Origin of the sequence: Paenibacillus graminis (assembly GCF_000758705.1) — a bacterium.
In the GTDB taxonomy this organism is placed as follows: domain Bacteria; phylum Bacillota; class Bacilli; order Paenibacillales; family Paenibacillaceae; genus Paenibacillus_AQ; species Paenibacillus_AQ graminis.
Genome location: NZ_CP009287.1, coordinates 1077698 through 1102682, shown reverse-complemented (window position 1 = coordinate 1102682; position 24985 = coordinate 1077698). Strand labels below are relative to the sequence as shown.

The 24985-nt window shown below is 51.1% G+C and carries 18 protein-coding genes, 14 tRNA genes and 1 rRNA gene; 11 read left to right on the top strand and 22 right to left on the bottom strand.

The genetic code is table 11. The features are described 5' to 3' along the window. Positions 1-39 precede the first annotated feature (39 nt). Entirely contained in the window at positions 40-2598 is a 2559-nt protein-coding gene (locus PGRAT_RS04715; protein ID WP_042266110.1) for a beta-mannosidase, read from the bottom strand. 242 nt (positions 2599-2840) lie between these two features. On the opposite strand from PGRAT_RS04715, the gene PGRAT_RS04710 reads away from it, so the two are divergent. From PGRAT_RS04710 to PGRAT_RS04675, 8 genes are all read left to right on the top strand, one after another. Continuing rightward, entirely contained in the window at positions 2841-4184 is a 1344-nt protein-coding gene (locus PGRAT_RS04710) for an ABC transporter substrate-binding protein (RefSeq protein WP_025707157.1), read from the top strand. Positions 4185-4305: 121 nt separating this feature from the next. Beyond that, positions 4306-5199 carry a carbohydrate ABC transporter permease gene (locus PGRAT_RS04705; protein WP_025707158.1) on the top strand — a complete coding sequence of 298 codons (894 nt, stop codon included), beginning with the start codon at positions 4306-4308 and terminating at the stop codon, positions 5197-5199. A 2-nt stretch (positions 5200-5201) separates the two neighbouring features. After that, complete coding sequence (locus PGRAT_RS04700; protein WP_025707159.1) at positions 5202-6035, top strand: carbohydrate ABC transporter permease; 834 nt, start codon at positions 5202-5204, stop codon at positions 6033-6035. Between the two features lie 28 nt (positions 6036-6063). Then, positions 6064-7878, top strand: coding sequence for a sensor histidine kinase (locus PGRAT_RS04695; RefSeq protein ID WP_025707160.1), 1815 nt, complete (start codon positions 6064-6066; stop codon positions 7876-7878). A 29-nt stretch (positions 7879-7907) separates the two neighbouring features. After that, positions 7908-9404, top strand: a complete 1497-nt coding sequence (locus PGRAT_RS04690) for a response regulator (RefSeq protein WP_025707161.1) — start codon at positions 7908-7910, stop codon at positions 9402-9404. A 13-nt stretch (positions 9405-9417) separates the two neighbouring features. Then, positions 9418-10155: a spermidine synthase gene (locus PGRAT_RS04685; RefSeq protein WP_025707162.1), complete on the top strand. Its 738-nt coding sequence runs from the start codon at positions 9418-9420 to the stop codon at positions 10153-10155. A gap of 344 nt (positions 10156-10499) precedes the next feature. Next, complete coding sequence (locus PGRAT_RS04680) at positions 10500-11252, top strand: 3'-5' exonuclease (RefSeq protein ID WP_025707163.1); 753 nt, start codon at positions 10500-10502, stop codon at positions 11250-11252. 253 nt (positions 11253-11505) lie between these two features. Next, the gene (locus PGRAT_RS04675) at positions 11506-12273 is read left to right on the top strand and encodes a MerR family transcriptional regulator (RefSeq protein WP_025707164.1); all 768 of its coding nucleotides are present in this window, start codon (positions 11506-11508) and stop codon (positions 12271-12273) included. Between the two features lie 125 nt (positions 12274-12398). Here PGRAT_RS04675 and PGRAT_RS04670 read toward each other — a convergent pair whose 3' ends face one another. Continuing rightward, positions 12399-12788 (bottom strand): MerR family transcriptional regulator, encoded by a 390-nt coding sequence (locus PGRAT_RS04670; protein WP_025707165.1) that lies wholly within the window; start codon positions 12786-12788, stop codon positions 12399-12401. A gap of 101 nt (positions 12789-12889) precedes the next feature. Here PGRAT_RS04670 and PGRAT_RS04665 point away from each other — a divergent pair, with 101 nt between their 5' ends. Further along, positions 12890-13285 carry a carboxymuconolactone decarboxylase family protein gene (locus PGRAT_RS04665; RefSeq protein WP_025707166.1) on the top strand — a complete coding sequence of 132 codons (396 nt, stop codon included), beginning with the start codon at positions 12890-12892 and terminating at the stop codon, positions 13283-13285. A 276-nt stretch (positions 13286-13561) separates the two neighbouring features. On the opposite strand, the gene aroD is transcribed toward PGRAT_RS04665, so the two are convergent. The 3 genes from aroD to PGRAT_RS04650 form a co-directional block, all read right to left on the bottom strand. Further along, a complete protein-coding gene (gene aroD / locus PGRAT_RS04660) occupies positions 13562-14326 on the bottom strand; it encodes a type I 3-dehydroquinate dehydratase (RefSeq protein ID WP_025707167.1) in 765 nt (254 codons plus the stop codon). A 142-nt stretch (positions 14327-14468) separates the two neighbouring features. Beyond that, complete coding sequence (gene rbsK / locus PGRAT_RS04655; protein ID WP_244884074.1) at positions 14469-15383, bottom strand: ribokinase; 915 nt, start codon at positions 15381-15383, stop codon at positions 14469-14471. A 231-nt stretch (positions 15384-15614) separates the two neighbouring features. Further along, on the bottom strand, positions 15615-16556 hold the full coding sequence (locus PGRAT_RS04650) for a stalk domain-containing protein (RefSeq protein ID WP_025707170.1): 942 nt from the start codon (positions 16554-16556) through the stop codon (positions 15615-15617). A gap of 354 nt (positions 16557-16910) precedes the next feature. Here PGRAT_RS04650 and glgP point away from each other — a divergent pair, with 354 nt between their 5' ends. Next, positions 16911-18527: an alpha-glucan family phosphorylase gene (gene glgP / locus PGRAT_RS04645; RefSeq protein ID WP_042266107.1), complete on the top strand. Its 1617-nt coding sequence runs from the start codon at positions 16911-16913 to the stop codon at positions 18525-18527. Between the two features lie 53 nt (positions 18528-18580). On the opposite strand, the gene PGRAT_RS31450 is transcribed toward glgP, so the two are convergent. Further along, positions 18581-19819: a GGDEF domain-containing protein gene (locus PGRAT_RS31450; protein ID WP_025706656.1), complete on the bottom strand. Its 1239-nt coding sequence runs from the start codon at positions 19817-19819 to the stop codon at positions 18581-18583. Positions 19820-20025: 206 nt separating this feature from the next. Here PGRAT_RS31450 and katA point away from each other — a divergent pair, with 206 nt between their 5' ends. After that, positions 20026-21486 (top strand): catalase KatA, encoded by a 1461-nt coding sequence (katA, locus tag PGRAT_RS04635; protein ID WP_025706657.1) that lies wholly within the window; start codon positions 20026-20028, stop codon positions 21484-21486. 149 nt (positions 21487-21635) lie between these two features. On the opposite strand, the gene PGRAT_RS04630 is transcribed toward katA, so the two are convergent. From PGRAT_RS04630 to rrf, 16 genes are all read right to left on the bottom strand, one after another. Beyond that, positions 21636-22589, bottom strand: a complete 954-nt coding sequence (locus tag PGRAT_RS04630) for a helix-turn-helix transcriptional regulator (RefSeq protein WP_025706658.1) — start codon at positions 22587-22589, stop codon at positions 21636-21638. A 288-nt stretch (positions 22590-22877) separates the two neighbouring features. After that, positions 22878-22948: transfer RNA gene (locus PGRAT_RS04625), tRNA-Gly, on the bottom strand. 12 nt (positions 22949-22960) lie between these two features. After that, positions 22961-23034, bottom strand: a tRNA-Pro gene (locus tag PGRAT_RS04620). Positions 23035-23159: 125 nt separating this feature from the next. Beyond that, positions 23160-23236: transfer RNA gene (locus tag PGRAT_RS04615), tRNA-Arg, on the bottom strand. 10 nt (positions 23237-23246) lie between these two features. Further along, a tRNA-Gly gene (locus PGRAT_RS04610) sits at positions 23247-23321 on the bottom strand. A 7-nt stretch (positions 23322-23328) separates the two neighbouring features. Next, positions 23329-23412, bottom strand: a tRNA-Leu gene (locus PGRAT_RS04605). A 16-nt stretch (positions 23413-23428) separates the two neighbouring features. Further along, positions 23429-23504, bottom strand: a tRNA-Lys gene (locus PGRAT_RS04600). Positions 23505-23511: 7 nt separating this feature from the next. Next, positions 23512-23586 (bottom strand) — tRNA-Gln (locus tag PGRAT_RS04595). 207 nt (positions 23587-23793) lie between these two features. Continuing rightward, positions 23794-23871: transfer RNA gene (locus PGRAT_RS04590), tRNA-Asp, on the bottom strand. A 75-nt stretch (positions 23872-23946) separates the two neighbouring features. Beyond that, positions 23947-24020 (bottom strand) — tRNA-Met (locus PGRAT_RS04585). A gap of 33 nt (positions 24021-24053) precedes the next feature. Beyond that, a tRNA-Val gene (locus PGRAT_RS04580) sits at positions 24054-24129 on the bottom strand. A gap of 6 nt (positions 24130-24135) precedes the next feature. After that, positions 24136-24207: transfer RNA gene (locus PGRAT_RS04575), tRNA-Glu, on the bottom strand. Between the two features lie 244 nt (positions 24208-24451). Continuing rightward, a tRNA-Ser gene (locus PGRAT_RS04570) sits at positions 24452-24541 on the bottom strand. A gap of 3 nt (positions 24542-24544) precedes the next feature. Then, positions 24545-24620, bottom strand: a tRNA-Asn gene (locus PGRAT_RS04565). 6 nt (positions 24621-24626) lie between these two features. Continuing rightward, positions 24627-24700 (bottom strand) — tRNA-Ile (locus tag PGRAT_RS04560). A gap of 55 nt (positions 24701-24755) precedes the next feature. Next, positions 24756-24872: ribosomal RNA gene (rrf, locus tag PGRAT_RS04555) — 5S ribosomal RNA — on the bottom strand. Positions 24873-24985 lie beyond the last annotated feature (113 nt).

The following is a 24985-nucleotide window of genomic DNA, read 5'->3' as shown; positions in this document are numbered from 1 at the left end:
TGTTGCGCTGGCTTCCCCCCTATCCTTTCACCATGCAGTTTATGCCTCAGACAGCAGGTTCTCATCTATATAATCTGCCATTGTGTAAATCTCCAGGCCCCTCGGGGCAGACGGAGTGAAATCCTGTTCCCCGCTGCCGCTCAGGAAGAATTCCACGGTTTTCGAATCGCCCGGAAGCAGGTCGAAGAAATTGTCCGAGAAGATGCCTTCTTCTTCCGCTGTCAGATACACGCCTCTGGCAAGCGCATCGCTTGTGACTATGAAGCTTAGTCCACCGCTGCCCGGAGCCTCTTCTACCTTAACTGCCGGCCGGGTCCATGCAATTTCTTTCCCGGGAACGAAGTAATGGTGCTTGTGGTCAAGCTGCTGTCCGCCCGCCTGCAAAGTGGCAGCCAGCAGCACCCGCCGAGGCTCGCGGCCCTGCAGCAATGCCGTAAGCTTCTCTGAAAACACAACGCTTGCCGAGTCAGCCGCAAGGGTTACCGGCTGTATCCATTCCTGCAGCACAGCTCCACTAAAGTCCTGCAGCCGGACCCGCAGTTCGCCTGCCATTCCCTCCTGCCGGTCAGATACGGCGTGAATCCGGAGATTTTCCCCGTCCGGACTGTCGATAGAGAGAAGCAGATCTTTATAGCTTTTGCGTACCGTGTATTGCAGCGCCTTCCAGCGCCCGTAATAATCCATGCCCGCCCAGGAGGCAACCGGCCAGCAGTCATTCATCTGCCAGTACAGCGTGCCCATGCAGTAAGGCTTGTTTCTCCGGTGGCTTTCAATGGCGGTCCGCACGGCCTCCGCTTGAAGAATCTGGCTCATATACAGGAAGCTCTTGAAATCCTTTGGCCGGGGCAGATAGATATCCATGTATTCTTTAATCAGCAGATTGCCGCGTCCGTTCTTCTGATGAGCCAGCATCACTTCGGATTCCAGCTCCATATCACGTTCTTCAGCATAGGTGAGCACCGATTTCAGCTCGGGGAAAGACTGGAAGCCGTATTCACTCATGAAGCGGCCAACCTTAACATTGTAGTTCTCAAAAGGCTCGCTCCCATGCCATACGCCCCAATAGTGCACATCCCCTTCACCGGCCATCCGTGTAGCGTGCTGCTTCATGTCATAAGTCAGATTCCGCATTGGAGAAGATGCCCAGTAAGCCACATCCGGGTGGCAGGAGGCCACGGCCTCAGGCAGAATCCGGTGGAAAACCGCCTCATAATCCTTCCACAGCTTCTCACGGATCTCCTGGCTGAACTTTTCCTTCCAACCCCAGCCCATGTTATCCTCATAGTGGGACCAGGCCGAGTCCATCTCATTATTACCGCACCACAAAGCGATGCACGGATGGTTGCGCAATCTCCGGACGTTATAGACTGCCTCCTCACGCACATTCTCCAGGAACGGCTCATCTCCCGGGTACATGCTGCAGGCGAACATGAAATCCTGCCAGACCAGCAGACCATACTCATCGCACAGCCGGTAAAAAGTCTCTTCTTCATAGATCCCGCCGCCCCACACACGCAGCATGTTCATATTGGAGGCGACAGCCGAAGCGACCTCATGGCGGTAACGCTCCTCCGTAACCTCCGTAGAAAAACTGTCGTTCGGAATGTGATTGGAGCCCTTGGCGAATATACGTACGCCGTTCAGCTCAAAATAAAAGGAAGCTCCCCGGTCATCCGGCTCCCGGACCAGCTTGATCTCCCGCAGACCGGTGGTAACTTCAGCTTGCGCTGCGGCCTCCCCTGTCTTCAGCAGTTCTGCCCGAAAGGCAGTCAGCTCAGGTTTCCCGAGGCCGTTGCACCACCAGAGACGGGGCTGATCCAGAACGATTTCCAGTTCCAGCCTCTGCTTGCCCTGTTGGAGCGAAGCTGATTTGGTCCATTCCCGGCCGCCGCAGCTGATCCGCAGCAGACCGTTCCATGCCGATGGAGCATCCACCTCCACAAGTGCAGTGAGCCGGGCTTCTTGTTGATTCACCGCATTCTGGCGGATATACAAATCAGTAATAGCAACCTGATCCCTGCCTTCCAGCACAGCTTCGCGCCAGATACCGCTGGTCAGGAATCTTGGACCCCAGTCCCAGCCGTAATGATAAGGCGCTTTACGGGCGAATACGCTGATCTGCTGTTCCCCAAGTCCTCCCAGCGCGGATTGGTCATTGGGCGCCGGGAGCGCATAACCAAGCTGTTCCAGCTTCGGCAGATCCTCATTTACTACGGAACGGAACCGCACGCGGATCTCATTCTCTCCGGCCCGCAGCAGCTCCTTGACATCTATGGTCCAGGCCCGGAACATATTGTCCGCCGAGAGTATGTGCACATTATTCACATATACATCTGCATAGGTATCTAGTCCTTTGAAAACCAGTTCAGTAACAGCACGCTGCTGCCACTCCTCGTCCAGTTGCAGAACCGTCCGGTATTCCCAGTCTTTCTTGTCGATCCATTGCAGTTCATGCTCGTTCTTTCCATAAAAAGGGGGAGGGATCAGCTCATTGCGGAGCAGATCGGTATGCACTGTTCCCGGCACAGTTGCCGGAAGCCACTTTTCTTCCCCGCAGGCTCTAAATTGCCAGTTGTCCAATTTCAGTTGTAGTTTCATGGAACCTCCTATAAGTGGTGTCGGCAGAAGCATACGCCTGGAGTCTGGTGAGCATACGCTTTCATGAATCGCTTTCATTTCTATTGTATTTTGTTATTCTGTTGTTATCAACATGCTAATTATATTCTTTTAAAAAGAACAAATAAAGACAATAAATAATAATTCAAGCCATTTATTGATCGGAAATTTACCGGTATAATTACTATTGTAAACGCTAACAAAAATGAAAAGGGGAAAGCACAATGAAGAAAAAGTTATTTCCGTTAGGTTTCGTTATCGTTACAGCTCTATCTTTATCTCTGACTGGCTGTGGTTCCGGCAACAACAATAATAATGCCTCGACAGCCACTAACGAGCCAGCAGCATCTGCTGAGCCAAGTAACAGCGGCGGAAATTCGACAGCAACCGAACCAGCGGCAGGCGGAGCAGACATTAGCGGCAAAATCACGTTCCTCACCAACAGAACCGACATGATCGGCAAAGAGTATGACGAATATGTAAAGCGCTTTAATGAGAAATATCCGAACATCAAGGTGGAATTCGAAGCTTCCCAAACCGACTATAACCAGCAAGCCAAAGTCAGAATGGCCAGCGGAGAGCTTCCTGACATCATGTTTATCCCGACAGTGCCTAACTCCGACCTGCCGAAATATTTCGCCCCTCTGGATGATCTCGGCTTGAATGATCAAATTACGTTCAAAGATTTCAAAGCCACTGATGGCAAGGTCTACGGCATCACGAGCGGCAACTCCACAACCGGTATTGTATACAATAAAAAAGCATTTGCCGATGCAGGCATCACGGAACTGCCTAAGACTTGGGATGAATTCCTTGCTGCCTGCGAAAAGCTGAAAGCCAAGGGCATCGTTCCGCTTGCTTCCAACTTCAAGGACAAATGGCCGCTGAACAACTGGGTTTACGACATGCCACGCGTCATTGAAGGCAAAGCCGATTTCCCTAACGAAAAGCTGAACCAAGAAGCTCCGTTCACAATGGATAACGGATACGGCAAAGCATTCAGTTTGCTGAGAGAGCTTAATGAAAAGGGTTACCTGGAAAAAGACATTAACTCCACCAACTGGGAACAGTCCAAGAAAGATATCGCAGCCGGAAAATTCGGCATGTACTTCCTGGGCAACTGGGTTATCAACCAAGTCATCAATGCCGGCACCACTTCCGACAACGTAGGTTTCTTCCCGCTGCCATATGACAACTCAGGTACAATTACCGCTCCGCTTAGTCCTGACTTCTTCTATGCCGTTTCTAAAGACAGCAAAAATGTAGACGCTGCCAAAGCTTTCGTGAAATGGATGATCGAAGAATCAGGATATGAAGATTTCGCCGGATTCCTTCCACCGCTGAAGGGCAAAGAATCTAAACTGCCTCAGATCCAGGAATTCCAAGCTACCGGTGTACAGCTTCAGGAAGCATCTCCTGATGATGCCAAAGTCACTGAAATTGGCAACAAAGCACAGGTTGATTTGCCGGCTATGCTCCAGGAATTTGTACTTGCCAAAGATCCGCAAAGCGTCTTTGATAAATGGAACAAAGCCTGGGCTAAATCTAAGAAAGACCTTGGTTATTGATCTAAAGATTAAGCTGTAACGGCAGCAATTCCATAAACACGGCGCAAAATGGATTATCGCCTTCACGGATAATCCATTTTGCCGTCAATAACAAAGGTTATAAAGGAAAGAAGGTAAAGCGATGTTCGGAACGTTATCCTATAACAAACAGAAGACTATTATTATAGTGTCATTCCTGCTTATTCCGTTGTTACTACTCGCTACATTCACATATTACCCGGCTATTAAGCTGATCTATTACAGCTTCACGGACTGGGACGGCTACAGCCCAGAGAAGCCTTGGGTGGGGCTGGCCAATTACCGTGAGGTGTTCAGCAATCCTGATATCTTCAAGGTGTTTACTCATAACTTTGCCTATTTCGTAATGGGGCTTGTCCAAAACATAGTGGCTATCTACTTCGCTGTGGTGCTGAACAGCAAGCTGCGGGGCCGCAACGGATTCCGGATTATGCTCTTCCTGCCCTACATTATGAACGGTGTGGCGGTTGCATTTATGTTCGGTTATGTGTTTGATACCACCAACGGCTCGTTGAATCTGTTTTTGAACAATATTGGACTTCATCAACTGGCGCAGACCAGCTGGCTCGGGACCGAAGGGCTTGTCAACTATTCCCTGGCCTCCACCGGCTTCTGGCGGTTCATGGGCTACAATATGGTCATCTACATCGCCTCCCTGCAGGCCATTCCGCGCGATATTTATGAAGCGGCCAAGATCGACGGAGCAGGCTCTTTCCAGACCCTGTGGAGAGTTACCCTGCCGAATATGAAGGCGGTTATCCAGTTGAATCTCTTCCTGACCGTTACCGGTGCGCTGGAAGTCTTCGATTTGCCGTTCGTGCTCACCAAAGGCGGACCTGCGGGCGCGAGCCAGACCTATGTGCAGCGCGTAGTCGATACGGCATTCGCTTTTAACAATTACGGGCTGGCTTCGGCTATGAGCATCATTCTGCTGTTCTTTGTCGTTATTGTACTGCTGGTGCAGCAGTTGGTTCTTAACCGAGGAGGAGACAAGTAAACATGGCACACACCAAATTCCGTTTTGTTGATTTCATCAAATACTTCTCGCTTCTGATCGGAGTGTTTGTCGTCCTCTTTCCTCCATATGTAGTTGTAGTGAATGCCTTCAAATCTACGGATGAGTTCAACTCCAGCAGTTCGATGGCACTGCCCAAAAGCTTCCTGAACTTCGACAACTTTGTCGCCGTCTTCCAGCGCGGGGGGCTCCTCAGCGGATTCGGCAATGTCCTCGTCATCATAATAATTACATTGACCCTGAACATTCTGTTTGGGACAATGGTTGCATACGTGCTTGGCCGCTTCTCATTTAAAATGAAGCCCGTTGTATTCGGAGCTTACCTGGTCGCTACCATCATTCCCAGCATCACTACTCAGGTTGCCACCTTTGGTATCATAAAAAATATGGGCCTCTACAACACGCTTGGTGCCCCTATAGTACTCTACATCGGTGCAGACGTGATTCAGATTATTCTTTATCTGCAGTTTATCCGCAACATTCCTGTGGATCTTGATGAGAGCGCCATGGTTGAGGGGGCTTCCCTGTTCAAAATCTACCGTTCGATCATCTTCCCGCTCCTGACTCCGGCCACAGCTACGCTGGTGATTCTGAAGACGATCAGCATTTATAATGACATGTACATCCCTTATCTTTATATGCCCAAACAGAGCCTTGGCGTGGTCACCACCGTCCTGATGCGCTTTCAGGGGGTTAACTCGGGCGAATGGAATCTGATCTGCGCTGCGATCCTGCTGATTCTGCTGCCGACAGTGGTTCTGTACTTTTTCCTGCAGCGTTATATTTTTGAAGGTGTAACCAGCGGGGCGGTCAAATAAGGGGGATGTGCGGAGAGGAATAAACGTAGTGTCAACGATCCTGAGGATTTTTCGCAAAATGTGGCTGTTCCTGGCTAACCTGCCAATGGAACGGAAGCTGATTGTTGTGTTTGTATTCCTGATTTCTATGCCCATCACCTATGTCAGCTATCTGTCCTCCCGCTCCATGTTCAACTCCGTCCTGGTGAATGCCACTGAGCGGGCGGGTCAAATGACTTCCAACGCCTCGGATACCATTGACCGCTATGTGGCCGACCTGAAACGGTATACTTCTCTGCCGCTGTATAATACCGATGTGCAGTTCTATCTGACACAGAAGAATACCGATTGGGAAAAAAGTACCGGGATGTCGATGTTCCTCAGCTATCTGAAACACATGAAAAACGAAATACTGGCGGTCTATATGGCAGACCAGCATGATTCTGTTTTTTACGATACGGCTGTGGGCATTAATGAGATTTTTCCGGCAGAGCGGCTGTCCACATGGAAAAAGCTCAGCGAAGCCGGAGGAACAGCTCCTGTTATACAGGGCAGACACAGCATCCGGGTAAATTCATCCGCACAGCGGGAAGTATTCAGTGTTCTGCGCACCATTAATTCTGTAAGCACTTTGAAAAAAATCGGGATTCTCGTCTTCGATGTCGACATCAGCCTGTTCAAGGGGATTTTGGAGCCGGTAAATGCCGTCACCCAGGGCAATACACTGGTGGTGGACGATCGGGGGAATCTTCTGTACGCCGGTGAGGGCAAACAGGGGGAGACCCCGGAAGAACAGGCGCTCACCAGACAACTGCTGCTGGACAAAGTGAAGCTGGATCAGGGGCATTTTCAGATCAAGCTGGACGGGGTACCTTATCTGGCTGTATATACTGTATCGAAGCAAACCGGCTGGACAACCCTGGTCACCATTCCGCTCTCCAGCATCCTCTCGCCGATGGAGAAAAACCGCAATACACTAATTCTGACGACGCTCGTGATTATAGCTTTTGCCCTGTTCGTCGCCACCATTATCTCTCATGCGCTGACCAAGCCCCTGAAATCAATGGTCCGGCTGATGAAGCAGGTTCAGCACGGCAATCTGGACGTCTGGCTGCATCCCAAATACAACGATGAAATCGGCATGCTTGGCAGCCACTTCAACCGGATGATTATCCGGGTCAAGGATTTGCTGCATGAGGTCTCCCTAACGGAGAAAAGAAAACAGAAAGCCGATATGCGGGCACTGCAGAACCAAATTAACCCGCATTTCATTTATAACACGCTGGAATCCATCCGCATGCTGGCAGAGAGCAGCGAGGACCCCCGTGTAGCAAAGCTGACCTATCTTCTGGGATTACAGATGCGCTACGGCATTGTCCGCAGTGAAGAGATGGTCACGATCCGCCATGAACTGGACCATGTGCGGAATTATCTGCATCTGCTCCAGATCCGCTTCCCGGACAAATTCATGCTGAATATTGAAGTTCCGGAGGCTTTTCTGCCGCTGCCCGTCATTAAGCTGGTTCTTCAGCCGATTGTCGAGAACGCGGTCTTCCACGGCCTGGAACCCAAGGAAGGTCCCGGCACACTGAGGATCATCGGCTGGGAAGAGGACGGCAAAGCTGTATTTTGCATTGAAGATGACGGTGTTGGTATGGATGAGAACACCCTGCGTGCCTTGAACGGCAGCCTGAGAAACGGAGCCGACGGCGAGATGTTCGGCATCGGGCTGCGGAATGTGAACGAGCGGATTCGCCTGCATTACGGGCCTTCGTTCGGACTTAGCGTGAGCAGCGAGATTGGAAAGGGCACCCGTGTCACCCTGCGGATTGAGGACCTCTCCGGTCATCTCCGGGAGGAATAAAATGAGTTGACTAAAGGAGGATATCCGGATTGCTGCGTATAGTGATTGTAGATGATGAGATTCTGATTCGCGAAGGCCTGGCCCGGATGATCAGCAAGGAGAGCCGAAGATTTCTTGTCACCGGAACGTATGCCGACGGCAAGCAGCTGCTGGACGCCCTGCCCTCCCTTCAGATTGATGTGGTCATTACAGATATCCGGATGCCGCATGTCGACGGCCTGGAGCTGATTAAGCAGCTCAAAGCCGGACATCCCCATATCAGCACCCTGCTGATGAGCGGTTTCGTAGAATTTAATTATGCCCGGGAAGCGATCCGCAGCTCCGCGGTGGACTATTTATTGAAGCCAATCAACAAAGAGCAGCTCTTTGAAGTGCTCTACCGTCTGGATGAAGAACGGAAGAAGCTGCGGGAAAAGGAAGAACGCCATCGTTCCGGACTGCTTCTCTCGCTGCTGCATGTCGAGCAGCCATCCTCAGTCCTGCTAAGCAGCCTTATTTTGCCCCAGCCTTACTTCTCCGTGTTTGTGCTCAAGGGAAGCTCCCGGGATACCGTCTGCGCCTGCTCAGACAGTCTGCGGCAAGAGAAGGAGTTATTGATGGACTCTCTGGAAATACGCAAGGGGTTGTACGTATGGATTTGGTATTCTGCTGAGCCCTTAACCGCTGCAGAATTGAATAGTATCGGCGGGCATATCCGCACGGCAAGCGGCGGACAGCGCCTTCATGCCGGGGTCAGCGGCTCCTGCAGCGATCCATCCAAGCTTAGAGCATCCTACCTGGAAGCTAAGCGGGCCTGTGATGCTGGGATTTACAATTCGCAGCGGATCCATTATATTACTGCTCAAGAGCTTGCGGCTGCGGAGCTGTGCCTGAGCGATCCCTTCCCGGCGCTGCGTGAGCCGCTGATCCGTGATCTGCAAATTCTGAATGTGCCGGGGGTGCTGGAGCACATCCATTCCTTGTTCTCCGTGCTGGAATCGCAGCGCGCTTGTCCCGGACACATTCTGCGGGCTTGCCGCGAGGTTGAGGACACGGCCCGTAAGGAGCTTCAGGAATTCGAAGCGGTGTACCGCGTGAACGGTGAGCCTCCGCTTGAGGAAGAGATAATGTCCAGCATGAGCTTCCGCGAGATTGAGCAGGCCTTCATCTCCGCCTTCTCAGCCGCACTGGGCAGCATCCGCGTCCACCGTCTGGAGCTGTCTGGAACGGCCATCGAAACCGTGAAGCGCTGGGTATCGGCCCATTACAATCAGCATCCCGATCTGAACATGCTGGCAGGCATGGTGTATTTGACACCAAGCTATCTGAGCAAGCTGTTCAAGCAGGAGACCGGTCTGACCTTGACTGATTATGTGATTGAAATCCGCATCCGGAAAGCCAAGTTACTGCTGAAAAATGCTCCTGATCTAAAAATTCATGAGGTCGGGGCCGAGGTCGGCTACCCCGATCCCGCCTATTTCAACAAACTGTTCAAAAAAATTGTCGGCGTCACCCCGAACGAATATAAACGCATTTCACTTGCTTAAGGAGATTGATCTCTTGCAACCACGGTCACACCTATCGGATGAGCAGCAGGGAATCCAGGTTTACGATACGACAGAATTATATGGCGAGACAGGCAGATTCCGTGTGCTGCAGTTTTCCGGGGACGCCATTCAGGGCGCCCTTGATCTGGACCACCCCCGGCGGGTGGTCTTTGAATACCCGCGGGCGATGATCCACTTAATGGAGGCGGGCGGGCCTTTTTTCGAGGATGTATTTCTTATTGGACATGGAATCGGGACGATCGCCGGTTACTTCACGGAGAAGCGGTTTAAGATTGCCGAGGTGAGTGCGGAGGTTGTGGAGCTGAGCAGGCAGCATTTTGGTTACAGCCAGGATAATGTCATCGTCGGGGACGGGCGCAGCATTCTTGAGGGTGAGCCGGAACACTGCTATGATTACATCCTTCTGGATGCCTTCACCGCTGACGGAACGCCCCGGCATTTGATCTCCAGCGGATTCTTCGCCCTGGCCCGTTCCAGGCTGAACAGCCGCGGGTCGATCATCATGAACCTGATGGGCCGCAGCGAAAAGGACCGCCTGATGGGTGCCATTCACACGACCCTTAGCGAGGCATTCCCCTACGTCAAAGCTTTTGCCCTCCCCTCCGGGGGCACGGCCGATATCCGCAACATTCTCATCATGGGCAGCGGCAAGCCAATCCGTTATCAAGCCCGGCAGATGGCCGGTTTCGCAGAAATCACACTGGGACAAGGTCATGTAATCCGGGACTAAGGCTCACAAGCGCTTATTTGCCGGAAATCCCCTCAGAAATAGGTTAGGAGCAATATAACGGATTCACTGACCGGGACGGTTCCTCTCCTTTCAACAATTGTTGCTTCAGCAACCAGAATCCTCCTCCTGCGGTTCAAGCCTCCTTTTGAGTCGTCCGCCTCCGGATACTTTAGCTTCTGCTCTCCGTCTTATCTGACTATTCGACAGCTCCGTCCCTATTCCCCTGCAGACAACTCCCCGTTTCCCACCGAATTCCCCATTCATGCGTTTTTTTTGCTAAAATAGAATAGTCGGCGCATTTTAAGGCAATCCTAGCGCCAGTCACTGAAACGGAGGCATTACCTGTGGATTATATTATTCTGGACATCGAATTCAACGGCCGCAAATTTGCCAGTGAACATCCTATGGAGGTCATAGAGATTGGAGCCGTCCGGTTAGATGCTTCACTGCAATATAAGGATGAATTCTCGGCTTTGATCAGACCCATATACTTCTCCACCCTCAATTCATTCATTAAGAAAAAAACCGGCATCCCCCAAGAGGATATCGACGTTGCCGACCGGTTCCCCAAGGTGATTACCGCCTTCCGGGCCTGGCTGGATCAGAGCGCGGACGGCGTGCTGCTCCTGACTTGGGGCGGCGAGGATATGAAACGGATCATTCAGGATGTGCGCATGCATAAAATGGACGATGCCTACTGGCTCTCCGCCACCTATTTCGATCTGCTCAAAGGCGTGCTGCGCGCCCGCGGCCTCAGCAACGATATCAGCGTCGAAGGAGCGATGGCCCTGTTCGGACTGGAGCCGTCCGGTTCTGCGCACCGCGCGCTGGACGATGCCAAGATGACTGCGGATATTTTCCGCGCCGTCTTCCCCGATCTCGACTTCGGGCGTTCCCAGCATTATGTGGACACCTTCTCCAATGCCAGAGAACGCAAGACCGTCAAGATCGCAATCAAAGCCATGAACGCGCAAAAGATCGTTCCCACCTGGGAGCTGGTGGCCGAGCACTATTTTCCGGGAGAAGACGCTTTGGCTGATCCCCGGAAGCTGGCGGAACTCCAAGCCTATTTTGCGGCACAGCTCGGTAAGAAATAACACAACTCCATACCCGTAACTGGTCAGCGGCAGTTTCCTTAGTGGGCATCCTGGGGAGAGTGCCGCTGTCTGTTTCAAATATAAGAATCCGTATACGTCACCCTGTAAACCGGTCCTGCCCGCTGTAAATTAATGTTTGACATTGCCGTTACGTAAAGGTGTACAGTGATCTTGTAAGCAGCTGCTTGCAACAACGTTGATGAGAGGCTATCCATGAACACACGCTGAAAAAGAGACGGGGGCTAATAAGACTATGGAGTACACCGTGCAGAAGCTGGGGGCACTTGCGGGAGTCAGCACGCGGACCCTGCGGTATTACGATGAGATTGGCATTCTGAGGCCGGCCAGAATCAACTCCTCGGGATACCGTATCTATGGGCAGGCAGAAGTGGACCGGCTGCAGCAGATCCTCTTTTACCGGGAGCTGGGATTAAGCCTTGAAGGGATTAAGGAGCTTGTCACCGCACCGTCCTTTGACGGAGCCCGGGCCCTGCGCGAGCACCATGAGCAGCTGCTTCAGCGGAAACAACAATTGGAGATGCTGATCTTGAACGTCGAAAAAACACTGGCCCAAACCGAAGGGAGAATAACGATGAGCAATGAAGAAAAGTTCGCAGGCTTTAAACAAAAGCTGATTGACGATAATGAGCAGAAGTACGGACAGGAAATCCGCGAGAAATATGGCGAAGAGGCTGTGGAGAAGTCGAACCGCAAGCTGAAAAATATGACGGAAGAGCAGCACGCCGCCATCCAGCAGCTTGAGGCAGAGATGTTTGCTATGCTGGAGCAGGCGATGGAGGATGGTGATCCGGCAAGTGTGCTTGCCCAAAAAGCCGCCGATCTCCACCGTCAGTGGCTAACCTTCTACTGGGATACCTATACCAAAGAAGCGCATGCGGGAGTGGCACAAATGTATGTCGACGATGAGCGGTTTACCGCCTACTACGACAAAACCCGCCCCGGCGTAGCTAAGTTTTTGAGAGATGCCGTGCATGTATACACGGAAGCTTTGAAGGAATAGGCAGCTGTTCCCATAAGTGAAGGATTTTGCGAAGCAGCGATTCTCTATCATTAGAGAACCGCTGCTTTTCGCTTGTGCTCAATTACAACTAATGCGGACTACAGTTCCGGTAATATTGCCCAGTGTTACGAATTTCTTTTTATAACCAAGGCTTCCTCCATTTCTTTGTAATACTCAATCTTCCTGGCAATCTTCTCCAGACTGCCGCTGAGCTTCCGTCTCTGCTCTTCCACCCTGCTCTGGTGGGCTTCCAGCATCAACCGCCGCTCATGGACGGTAGAAGGCCCTTGGCTGCGCAGATTGGAATAACGTTTCATTTCCCGGATCGGGATATCCAGTTCCCGCAGAACGACCAGGAATTGTACCCAGGACACATCCGCCTCCGAATAGACACGGTAGCCCTGTTCATTCCGTACTACGCCCTCCAGCATGCCCTCCTTCTCGTAATACCGCAGCGTATGCGCAGACAGTCCCGTCAGGCGGGACATTTCCTGAATCGTAAGTAAGTTATCCATGCCGAAATCATACCACACCCAATCAAGGGTTGCATTAGAGCGCGCTCTAAGCTGTAACCTGGAGATAGAACACGAAATCCATATTACACGGAGGTTAACTTATGACTACAGAACGTTATGACCGCGGTTGGGAGAAGCTGATGGAGGTGGATGGCACTGGAGGAGCAAAAGTGATTGAATCGCTGAAAGACATCTCTCCCGATCTCGGCAAATTTGTGATTGAGTTTGCTTTTGGCGATATTTATATCCGTGAAGGGCTGGACTTGAAGCAGCGCCAATTAATCACCATTTCCTCACTTACCACTCTTGGCGGCTGCGAACCTCAGCTTACCGTTCACATCAATGCTGCACTTAACGTGGGGCTTTCCCCCAAAGAGATTGTCGAAGCCATCCTGCACTGCACGCCTTACGCCGGTTTTCCGCGGGTACTCAACGCCACCTTTGTGGCCAAGGAGGTTTTTCAGGAACGCGGGCTGACAATAGCCACACAGCAGTGACTTCTCGGGATATCCGGTTAGCAAGATTGATGCATGTAATTTAACACAGAAAAGGGAGCTGCCCCATAAACCAAGGCAGCTCCCTTTTCATATATTGATTGATCTGCAAGCAAATGCTATTTGCAGTGTCTCAATCGTCTTCACCGTCCTAATTCTCATCCGTATACAGAACATTGCCGTGTAGGCATCTATCCCAATTTCTGTCGTAACAATCTGTTCCCAATTTAGCTAATTCGCCTGCAGCTCATCCGCAACAGGCTGAGGCCCATCCCGCTGCTACAGACTGCGGTGCAGCAGCTCCAGCACCCTCCGCAGCTCGGCTACAGCGACCTGGCCCGGGGCCGAAGGTTTGTGTGCCGCGCCAAAAGTCAGCGCCGAGCCGAAGATTTCCCCGGCCAGACGGCTGATTACACCTTCCCCAGCCATGGACATCGTAATAATCGGACGGTCCGCATATTGCTCCCGCATCGTATTCGTCGCCGCCAGCAGGGTCAGCACATCGCCTGCATGCTGCGGCATCACAGCAATCTTCGGCAGATCCCCGCCAAGGGCCTGCGCCTGGCGCAGCCGGGAGACAATCTCCTCCACGGACGGCGTTCCGTTGAAATCGTGATTCGAAACGATCACGAATACCCCGCAGGCATGGGCAGCGGCAATCAGTCCGCGGACAACGTTCTCCTTATTGAACAGCTCTACGTCGATAATATCCACATGACCGCTTTCTGCGGCCGCTTGGTTCAGCCGGATATAATATTCCTCCGAAATCTCCCGCCCGCCGCCTTCCCTGGCGCTGCGGAACGTGAAGATCAGCGGAATGCCGGGCAGAACGGAAGAGATTTCGGCCAACGTTTTCTGAACTGCCGCAAGATCCTCCACCTCTGCAAAAAGGTCACTCCGCCATTCCACCAGATCCGGTGCCAGCTCCTTCAGCGCTTTGGCCTCTGCCACCAGCTCAGACGCCGCAGCGCTGACCAGCGGAACGCAGATTTTGGGAATCCCCTCACCGAGGGTTACATTTCTAACGGTCACTGTGCCGCTCATTTCTTCAGCTCCTTAATATATCAGCGTCTATATAAGCGGAACTTAAGAATTTCATATTGGGGGTCTGGTCACTTTCCCTCCATTAGGTTCGCCCTTTTTTATGATTTCATTTTACAGTTCAGCTTATATAGCTATATTCAATTTACTGTTCAGCAGCGTCCAGCAGGAACTGTTCAACCTCCGGCAGGTACGGCAGCGAAGGAATTGCCCCCTGCTTGCCTACCGCCAGTGCACCGACCGCATTAGCAAATCTGGCTGCTTCGGCCAGTGCTTTGCCTTGGGTAAGCTGCCAGGCCAGTGCTCCGTTAAAAGAATCTCCGGCAGCTACCGTATCCACAGCTTGTACTGGAAATCCGGGAATATGCAGGCAGCCTTCCTTATTTACAATCAACGCCCCTTTGGAGCCGAGGGTCACGATTACGTTCTGCACCCCTTTTTGCAATAAAATACGCGCCGCCTGCCCTGCCTCATCAACGCTGTTCACGTCCATTCCCGCCAGGATGCCCGCTTCCGTCTCATTGGGAGTCAGATAGGTTACATGCTGCAGAAAATCATCGTCAAGCTCCCTGGCCGGAGCCGGGTTCAGGATCACTGGAATCCCATGTCTATGTGCGATAGCCGCAGCATGTGCACACATCGTAAGATCCGTCTCCAGCTGCATCACCACAATTTCCGCTTGGCTGATGACCGGCTCCAGTGCTGCGATATCCGCTGGTCCCATCTCGGTATTCGCGCCAGGCACAACGATAATCCGGTTCTCCCCTTCTCCGTCCACAACAATAGAGGCCACCCCTGTAGTCTGCGCTTCACTTTGCCCTATATGCTCGGTATCGATCCGCTCTTTGCGCATCACTTCAAGCAGTTCGCTGCCGAAGGTATCTCTGCCCACTCTGCCGATCATCCTCACATCTGCGCCGAGACGGGCTGCGGCTGCCGCCTGATTCGCACCCTTTCCGCCTGGAGACAGGGCAAAATCCTGTCCAAACAATGTCTCTCCGGCGTTCGGAGCCCGGCTTGTCCGCACCACCATATCCATATTTAGGCTTCCAATTATCACTATGCTCAATCTTTTCACCATCCTGACTTGTTACTCTCTATCTTACTCGGGATGACTAAGGTTTATCAAACCCCATTCCGCTTGATCGGGCAGAATCTGTCTGCTTTCCTTATGGACCAGTGCATCCTCATACACTTAAAAGACACGGCAAAAGTTGCCGTGTCTTCTCCTGAATGTATAGCAGTTCAAAGCCTGCAAAAGAATACTGCCTTACCCGAGGCTGCGCAAGGCCTACTCTTCGTAGATGACTACGGATTGGGATTCCGGCTCCCATTTTACAGTAGCTTTCAAGGCTTCACTGACAAAGCGGGCTGGGACTACCGTATTGCCTTTTACGATCGCCGGGGCCACCTGAAGACTAACTGCTTGTCCGTTGACGTACGCAGTCTTTTTATCAATAAACAGCTTCACTGTAGTCCCTTCCCGGGTCATGGTAACAGAGCGCTCCTGCGCGTTCCAGACTACCTCAGCCTGCAAGGCCTCAGCGATGGCTTTGAACGGCACTAATGTGCTTCCCCCGGTCAGAAGGGGAGCGGCGCCAGAAGTCGACTCTTCACCGTTAACGTAGAGCTTTATCCCTTTTTTGCCGGTTTGCGCATACAGCTTGCCCAGCCTTTTATAAGAATTCAGATTCTTCACATTGGCCAAAATGGCTTCTTTCTGTACGTACACCGCATCGGTTACGCTTCCCTTTTGGTTCAGCATCTCCGCAAGCGCCGTCAGCGCGGCATCCTTGTCTTGAATCGCTTCCAGCTCTGCCTTCATTTCTGGTGTCAGTTCAGTATTGTACCGGGTTAATAAAAGCTCGGCGATAACTGCTCCTGCCGGCTTATCCTTTACATTTTCAATCGCATGCAGAAGTCCCTTATATCCATTGTGACCCTTATCTCCATACGTAGCATATGTAGCGGTAGTAACGCTTTCTTTATTCACTTCTTTGCTTTTCTCTTTGTCTTTGTCCTTGTCCTTGTCTTTGTCCTTGTCTTTGTCCTTGTCTGCTGCCGTTAATGCATTAGCCGGCACGCCAACTGCAGCTTCAGTTGCAGCTTCTGCTTTGCCTTTGCCATTGCTGTCGCCTTTTCCGTTACTGTTTTCGGATTTTGCCAGTGCCGCTCCCGACATCATGCTAATGGCCAGGAAACAACTTGCCAGGATACTAAGGATTTTTTTCATGTGATCGGTTCCCCCTGTGTTGTGGTGTGTTTCATCCTTTATTTCGGCTGCCGGCTCCAACTTTATAAGAAAAAAAGGACTTTTGGTAAAATCAGCTCGGGCCGTAAATTGCAACGCTGCTTTCGTACTAGCTAAAGGGACCTACTTTACACAGGCCTTCATGTCTTATGAATTACATTTCATTAGATTATCCGGTTTACAAAGTTCGATATGCATTTTTCTGGAAATGTGCTAAAATAGGTGTGCAATCGATTCCACAAAGTTTTTTAGTCATTTGAGCAAACGTTTGCACCTTAGATCAAGCCTGCAGTTATACCAGATTTTATTCTAATTATTATTTAGGAGGCTTATCAAGTGAATGAGAACCAATTACCGTCAGTAGCTTATTTCAGCATGGAGTACGGACTGCACGCCGACTTCAAAATGTACGCCGGTGGCCTGGGCATTCTGGCCGGAGACTACATCAAGGGCGCCAAGGATATACAGGCTCCGATCATCCCCATCGGTCTCAAATGGAAGCAGGGCTATACGGACCAGAAGATCGATGCGGCCGGCAATCCTTACGACACCTATCACAACAATGTCTATGATTTCCTTGAGGACACTGGAGTGAAGGTTACCGTTAAGGTCCGCAAGATTGATGTGGTCTGTAAAGTATGGAAAACCGACCGTTTCGGCAACAATCCCCTGTATCTGCTCGATACGGATATTCCCGAGAATGGCGACGCCTGGATTACAGGCCAGCTTTACGGCTGGTTTGGGGAAGAGCGGATTGCGCAGGAGATTGTGCTTGGGATTGGCGGAGTCAAAGCCATGCGTGCGCTGCAGATTCCAATCGACGTCTACCATTTCAACGAAGGGCATGCAGCGCTGGCAGCCATCGAGCTGATCCGGGAGAAGATGTCCGGCGGCAGCTCCTTTGAAGAAGCCTGGAAAGCTACCCGCGAAGAGGTTGTGTTCACTACACATACACCGATTAAGGAAGGCAATGAGACGCACCCGCTGGACCGTCTGGAGTACATGGGCGCTTTTAATGGCTTGACCCGTGACCAAATGGAGCGTATCGGCGGCGATCCGTTCAATATGACGGTGGCCGGTCTGCGCCTGTCGCGTATTTCTAATGCTGTTGCCCAGCTCCATGCCGATACATCAAATAAAATGTGGAAGGAAGTCGCCGGCAGATCGGAGATTATCGGCATCACCAATGCCATTCATACGCCTACCTGGGTAGATGAACGGATGACCCGCGCTTTTGAGAAAGGCGGCGACCTGTGGGCCACCCACAAGGAAATCAAAGGCGAGCTGATCAGCTTCATTAAAGAACGCTCCGGCATCTCGCTGAATGCGGACAATCTGCTCATCGGCTTCTCCCGGCGGGCTGCACCTTATAAACGCAGCGACCTGATTTTCTCCCAGCCGGAGATTATCGAGCCTTATCTGGAGAGCGGACGTATTCAAATCGTCTTCTCCGGCAAAGCCCATCCGCTGGATGACACCGGCAAAAAAATCGTCAGCAACCTTGTAGCGATGATGAAAAAATATCCGAAGAGCGTTGTCTTCCTTGAGAATTACGATATGACAATTGGTGCCATGTTGACACGCGGCTCTGATATCTGGCTCAACAATCCGCGCCGTCCGCTGGAAGCCAGCGGGACCTCCGGTATGAAGGCCGCCATGAACGGTGTGTTGAACTGCTCTGTCCTCGACGGCTGGTGGCCGGAAGCCTGTATCGACGGTGAGAATGGCTGGCAGATCGGCGGCGGCTTTGAGACTACAGACTTTACGGTCCTGGATAAGCATGACAGCGATGCCTTGTACGACACCCTTCTGAACCGCGTACTCCCAACCTTCTACGAGAATAAGGATAAATGGGTACAAATGATGCACAAAAGCATCGAAACCACGCGTACCGAGTTCGCGAGCAAACGTATGCTGGAAGAATATTACAAACGAATGTACATCAAGGGTTAACCTGTTATCCGAAGTCCCGCCTGCAGCTTCTATGGCTGCGGCGGGGCTTCTTTTTATGTGCTGCTGGCGCTGGATACTCTGTTGCGTCCGCTGGTTTTCGCCAAATACAACCCCTTATCGGCGCGTTCCATAAGCCGCGCAATCTCCTCCGGATTCGCAGCTTCACCTGCGGCTGCACCAATGCTGACCGTAAGGTAGACGCTGACCCCGGAATACTCATGTGGAACCGCCAACTGCTGAACACGCGCGCGGATTCTTTCACTAAGCTCCATTGCCCCGTCCACCCCGGTATCAAACGCTGCAGCCACAAACTCCTCGCCCCCCAGCCGGGCGGCAAATTGTCGTTCTCCCTCCATTTCCGCATGAATCGCCTGTGCCACTTCTTTGATGATCCGGTCCCCTTCAGCATGCCCATAGTTATCGTTGAACGGCTTGAAATAATCGATATCTATCATGAGAATGGCAACCAGACTGCAAGGTTCTTCACTTTGGTTTAGCAGCCGCTGCATTTGTTGGTCAAAGGCCCGGCGGTTTGGAATTTCCGTCAGCGCATCGACAAGCGATAACCTTTGCAGTTCCTCGTTTGCCCGGGCCAGCTCCAAATGCACTTTTTCATTACGGTTAATTTGCTCCTCCAGCTTCCGGTGGCTGGTTCCCAGCAGAATCCGGTTGTAATAATTGCTGCAGAAATTCACATACAAAATTCTTGAGGCCATCCAGGTAAAGAACAGGAACAACGTCAGATTGATATAATGGCCGATCAGCACATTCGAAGATGACTGAAAAAAAGGAAGTCCGATATACAACAGCCCTCCTGAGACTATATACAGCCGCAGCACCATCTTGTTATTGAAATAAAAAATGACCGAAATCCCCACCACGTTAATCACAAAAGCCATAACTTGCCCGTAAAGCCGCTGGTCCGATAATGTGACGGCAGTACCCCAGACTACAAATGTGTAGGCATATACGGTGAACAGCTTCTCATACAACCGGTAGCCGCCCTCCATCAGCTTGGCATCTCTTTCATAGGCGGTGGCTGCAAGCAAGAAAGCCACATTCAGTCCAATCATAAAAACATACATTATAAAGTAAAAGCTGAAGTGAAAGCTGTCATGAAGCTTGGCAATGGATGCTGCCAGATCAATTACTGCCAGAGCCGATTCAATGCCTATGATGATTCTGGCAAACAGCTTGCCCCTGGAAATATTTTCGCTAAGCGTAAGCATACGCAGCTCTCTGCGTTCCTCCTCTGTCAGCACAAACGGCAGTCTGATCAGCCGGTCCAGCATGTTGTCTCCTCCTCACCGCATGGGCTCCACGAAATTCCAACAGAATTATTATCGTTCATCCTTAAGCCTGAGCACAACAGAAAAATGAGGCTGCTCCAGACTTATTTAAAATAATTATAAATAAGTATTGATATTTCTAATTTTTTTGTTAATATAATATTTATACTTATTCTAAAATCAAATCCTAATACGAGGTGGAATTATTCATGAGCGAGAGCCATAACAAACTTACAACAAGCTGGGGAGCCCCTGTAGGTGATAACCAGAACTCTATGACTGCCGGTTCCCGTGGGCCAACACTGCTGCAGGATGTTCATTTGCTGGAAAAGCTGGCCCATTTCAACCGGGAGCGTGTTCCGGAGCGTGTGGTTCATGCCAAAGGCGCCGGAGCTCATGGTTATTTTGAAGTCACTCAGGATTTGTCCAAATATACTAAGGCGGCCTTCTTGTCGGAAGTGGGCAAACGCACGCCGATGTTCATTCGCTTCTCTACAGTAGCCGGAGAACTGGGATCTTCCGATACTGTGCGCGACCCACGCGGCTTTGCCGTGAAATTTTATACCGAAGAAGGCAATTATGATCTGGTCGGCAATAATACGCCTGTCTTTTTCATCCGCGATGCGATCAAATTCCCGGACTTTATTCATACCCAGAAACGCCACCCGCAGACCCATCTCAAAAACCCCAATGCCGTCTGGGATTTCTGGTCCCTTTCGCCGGAGTCGCTGCATCAGGTGACGATTCTGATGTCGGACCGCGGCATCCCGGCCACTCTCCGCCACATGCACGGCTTTGGGAGCCACACCTTCAAATGGGTGAACACCGAGGGTGCAGCAGTGTGGGTCAAATACCATTTTAAAACAGAGCAGGGTATTAAAAATCTCGACGTGAATCTTGCCGCTCAAATTGCCGGGGAGAATCCGGATTATCACACTGAGGATCTGTTCAATGCGATCGATCAAGGAAATTTCCCTGCCTGGAGACTGCATGTGCAGATTATGCCTGTAGAAGATGCCGACACGTACCGTTTCGATCCCTTCGATGTAACCAAAGTATGGTCGCAGAAGGATTATCCGCTCATTGAAGTAGGCCGCATGGTACTGGACCGCAACCCCGAGAATTATTTCGCGGAGGTGGAACAAGCTACCTTTTCTCCTGGTTCCTTTGTGCCGGGAATAGAAGCTTCACCCGATAAAATGCTGCAGGGCCGCCTCTTCGCCTATGGGGATGCCCACCGTTACCGCGTAGGCGCCAATCACAACCAGCTGCCTATCAACCGGCCTGTTGCTGAGGTTAACAATAACCAGCGCGATGGTGCTATGATTCACGGGAACAACGGCGGCGGTTCCGTCTACTACGAGCCGAACAGCTTCGGCGGAGCGACAGAGTCCCCGGCGCACAAGCCGGCACCTTATGACGTCTCAGGGAAAGCCGACAGCGTGTCCTATAATCATGACGATCACTACACCCAGCCCGGCGATCTCTACCGGCTGCTGAGTGAAGAAGAACGTGCACGCCTTGTCCGCAATATCGTTGGTGCAATGACACCTGTTGAGAAGGATGAGATCAAGCTCCGGCAGATCAGCCATTTCTACAAAGCAGATCCTGAATTCGGCCAGCGTATAGCCGCCGGTCTGGGTCTGGCTGTACCACAGCAGGGCGAGTAACTCTTCTATACCTATTCACGAATAACCCCCGGTCGTATGACCAGGGGTTATTTATGTATCGAATACAGGCTCTCTACGCTATTAATTAGCTTTCCGGCAAGTTCATATTCAAGATGAATACCTGTCCAAGATGCGGTAACCGGATCTGCTCACTTTTGATAAAGCCCCATCCACTGCTCCAACTGCACCTTCAGCCCTTCTCTGGCCGAGGCCGGTTCGAGAATCTCCGCGTTCGGCCCATATTGCAGGATCCACTTGGTGAATTCCTTTTCATTATTGACAGTCACTTCAAACAGCAGGCTGCCATCATTCTCATCGCTCATCCAGGGATGAACAAATAGCTCTTCTTCTTTAATGTAACGGGCGATTTCGGGATGAAACCGCACCCTGAACTTGATGTTTTTGCTGCCACGGTCAATGGACCAGGTGTTTTTCAGATATTTTTTTATATTAAAATCGCCTTTATCAAAGCTCCGGTCAGTCACCTCCACCTCCTGAAAACGGCTGATGCGAAAGGTGCGGATCGCCTGCTTCAGGTGACAGTACCCAATCAGATAAAAACGCTGGTCCCGCGGAATCAGATAATACGGATCAATCTCGCGCTGTGTGAGCGCATTGCGGGATTGGGAATGATAGACGGCCCGGATGCTCCGCTGCTCCAGAATGGCACCAATAATCGGCTGTAGGAAATTCCGGCTTTTTTTGCGGTATGCAGGTTTGCCCATTTGAATAATATCGGCAATATTTTCAAGTATTCCGTTCTGCTTGGATTTTTCCTTCAGATGGGTGCCCATGACCTTATCATAAGCAGTATGAAACCCTGGGGGGATTTTGTCCTGGTTCAGAAATGAGGGTAAAAGAGAGAAGGCCAATGCTTCCTGTTCGGAGAAATCCAGCGGATAGAGAAAAAACTTTCCCAGAAACTTATAGCCAGTCCCCCTCCCCTCGTTCGTTACAGGTGCAAAATGGCTAATGATCTCCAAATCCCTGTAGACAGTCCTAATGTTCACTTCACATCTGATTGCCAGAGCCGAGGCGGTAATTCCGGGATTGGATTGGATGGCGTTAATAATTTTGAAGATTCGAATTACTTTGTCAGTCATTACTGTAAGCTCCTTAATTTCCTGATATTCATGGTCGTTGTGCTCGCCATCCTAATAATATCAGTTCCCCCACTCCCTGACCGCCAGCAAAAATACAATACAGTGAAAACCATCAATAAAATGAAGGAAAAAAAGTCATATGCACAATCATCTATAAGCAGAAAATATTTAAGCTGAAAGCACGCTTGAATGGCAATAACCTAAAGTGGAAGATAGAAGAATCCACAGTTTCCTAAACAACAAAAAAGAACCCCTGCCCATTGCAAGGATTCTTCTCATTACTATTTAAGCGGGTGATGGGAATCGAACCCACGCTATCAGCTTGGAAGGCTGAAGTTCTACCATTGAACTACACCCGCACAGGTGTAAAATCGGGATGACACGATTTGAACATGCGACCCCCTGGTCCCAAACCAGGTGCTCTACCAAGCTGAGCTACATCCCGTAATAATGGCGCCCTGAGAGATACGGCCGCTTACGCGTCCGATTGCGAAGTAATCCTATCGAAGCTTATGCTCCAACGAACCCGTTCGAATCTGGAGGACACTTTGAAGATGCAAGAAGTAAAAATGGCGCGCCCTGAGAGATTCGAACTCCCGGCCTTTTGATTCGTAGTCAAACGCTCTATCCAGCTGAGCTAAGGGCGCAAAATCTATATGGAGCGGACGACGGGAATCGAACCCGCGACCCTCGCCTTGGCAAGGCGATGCTCTACCGCTGAGCCACGTCCGCAAAAACATGGTGCGCGTGAAGGGACTTGAACCCCCACGTCGTGAAACGCCAGATCCTAAGTCTGGTGCGTCTGCCATTCCGCCACACGCGCACACTTTAGAAGAAAATGGTGAGCCATGAAGGACTCGAACCTTCGACACCCTGATTAAAAGTCAGGTGCTCTACCAACTGAGCTAATGGCTCTCATACATGGCTGGGGATATAGGAATCGAACCTATGAATGACGGAGTCAAAGTCCGTTGCCTTACCGCTTGGCTAATCCCCAATATGAATAATTAGCATAACTACGGAATCGGGTGGATGCTCTATACTTCGAGATATAGGGTTCTCAATACCAGATGCCTTGTTGCCATAGTAATGGCGGAACCGACGGGATACTCTTCACTTCGTTACGAGATTGCGATGTAATCCTTACGAAGTCTATGCTCCAACGAACCCTATGATGGATTCTCATCCCTGAAGCAAATTTTGATGGCGGAACCGACGGGATTCGAACCCGCGATCTCCTGCGTGACAGGCAGGCATGTTAGGCCAACTACACCACGGTTCCAAATTAAGTACTAAGGGGCCCCCGGAAAGTACTCGGAATACGCTACATAGCATATCTTCACTTTTTGGGGATAAATTGCGGGGGCAGGATTTGAACCTGCGGCCTTCGGGTTATGAGCCCGACGAGCTACCGGGCTGCTCCACCCCGCGTCAGTAAAAGTTGTATTCGTTTGAAAAGTACAATGGTGGAGGCTGAGGGGTTCGAACCCCCGACCCTCTGCTTGTAAGGCAGATGCTCTCCCAGCTGAGCTAAGCCTCCATAATATGACCCGTATGGGATTCGAACCCATGTTACCTCCGTGAAAGGGAGGTGTCTTAACCCCTTGACCAACGGGCCATGATTCATTTAAAACTTGCTACGGAGAGAGGGATACTCTCACTTCATTCGAGATTGCGATGTAATCCTAACGAAGCTTATGCTTCAACGAACCGCTGAGGGTTCTCATCCCTATTCAGGGAAGTGTTGCTACGGAGAGAGAGGGATACTCTCACTTCATTCGAGATTGCGATGCAGCCCTAACGAAGCTTATGCTTCAACGAACCATTGAGGGTTCTAATCCCTATTCAGGGAAGTGTTGCTACGGAGAGAGAGGGATTCGAACCCTCGAGACGCTTGTGGCGCCTACACGATTTCCAATCGTGCTCCTTCGGCCAAACTCGGACACCTCTCCAGATGGCTCCCCGAACAGGACTCGAACCTGTGACAACTCGATTAACAGTCGAGTGCTCTACCAACTGAGCTATCAGGGAAAATGATGGGCCTTAGTGGACTCGAACCACCGACCTCACCCTTATCAGGGGTGCGCTCTAACCAGCTGAGCTAAAGGCCCTTCTATCTTATGTAGTTATTATGGGCAAAAAAAATACCACAGAGCGTGGTTGTCCGCTTGGCGGCGTCCTACTCTCCCAGGACCCTTCGGTCCAAGTACCATCGGCGCTGGAGGGCTTAACGGTCGTGTTCGGGATGGGTACGCGTGGAACCCCTCCGCTATCGCCACCAAACGGGCACTTGCGGTACAAATGCGTAATTCAGGTCTCAGCATCGCCAAATGCTGAAAGCAAATCTTCATCATGTGGCCACTTGGACCGCATGACTTACAATTTGATTCCTGAAA

Coding starts and splice junctions, on each gene's coding strand:
- PGRAT_RS04715 (WP_042266110.1), bottom strand. CDS start 2,598: ATGAAACTACAACTGAAATTGGACAACTGGCAATTTAGAGCCTGCGGG.
- PGRAT_RS04710 (WP_025707157.1), top strand. CDS start 2,841: ATGAAGAAAAAGTTATTTCCGTTAGGTTTCGTTATCGTTACAGCTCTA.
- PGRAT_RS04705 (WP_025707158.1), top strand. CDS start 4,306: ATGTTCGGAACGTTATCCTATAACAAACAGAAGACTATTATTATAGTG.
- PGRAT_RS04700 (WP_025707159.1), top strand. CDS start 5,202: ATGGCACACACCAAATTCCGTTTTGTTGATTTCATCAAATACTTCTCG.
- PGRAT_RS04675 (WP_025707164.1), top strand. CDS start 11,506: ATGGAGTACACCGTGCAGAAGCTGGGGGCACTTGCGGGAGTCAGCACG.
- PGRAT_RS04670 (WP_025707165.1), bottom strand. CDS start 12,788: ATGGATAACTTACTTACGATTCAGGAAATGTCCCGCCTGACGGGACTG.
- PGRAT_RS04665 (WP_025707166.1), top strand. CDS start 12,890: ATGACTACAGAACGTTATGACCGCGGTTGGGAGAAGCTGATGGAGGTG.
- aroD (WP_025707167.1), bottom strand. CDS start 14,326: ATGAGCGGCACAGTGACCGTTAGAAATGTAACCCTCGGTGAGGGGATT.
- PGRAT_RS04650 (WP_025707170.1), bottom strand. CDS start 16,556: ATGAAAAAAATCCTTAGTATCCTGGCAAGTTGTTTCCTGGCCATTAGC.
- PGRAT_RS31450 (WP_025706656.1), bottom strand. CDS start 19,819: ATGCTGGACCGGCTGATCAGACTGCCGTTTGTGCTGACAGAGGAGGAA.
- katA (WP_025706657.1), top strand. CDS start 20,026: ATGAGCGAGAGCCATAACAAACTTACAACAAGCTGGGGAGCCCCTGTA.
- PGRAT_RS04630 (WP_025706658.1), bottom strand. CDS start 22,589: ATGACTGACAAAGTAATTCGAATCTTCAAAATTATTAACGCCATCCAA.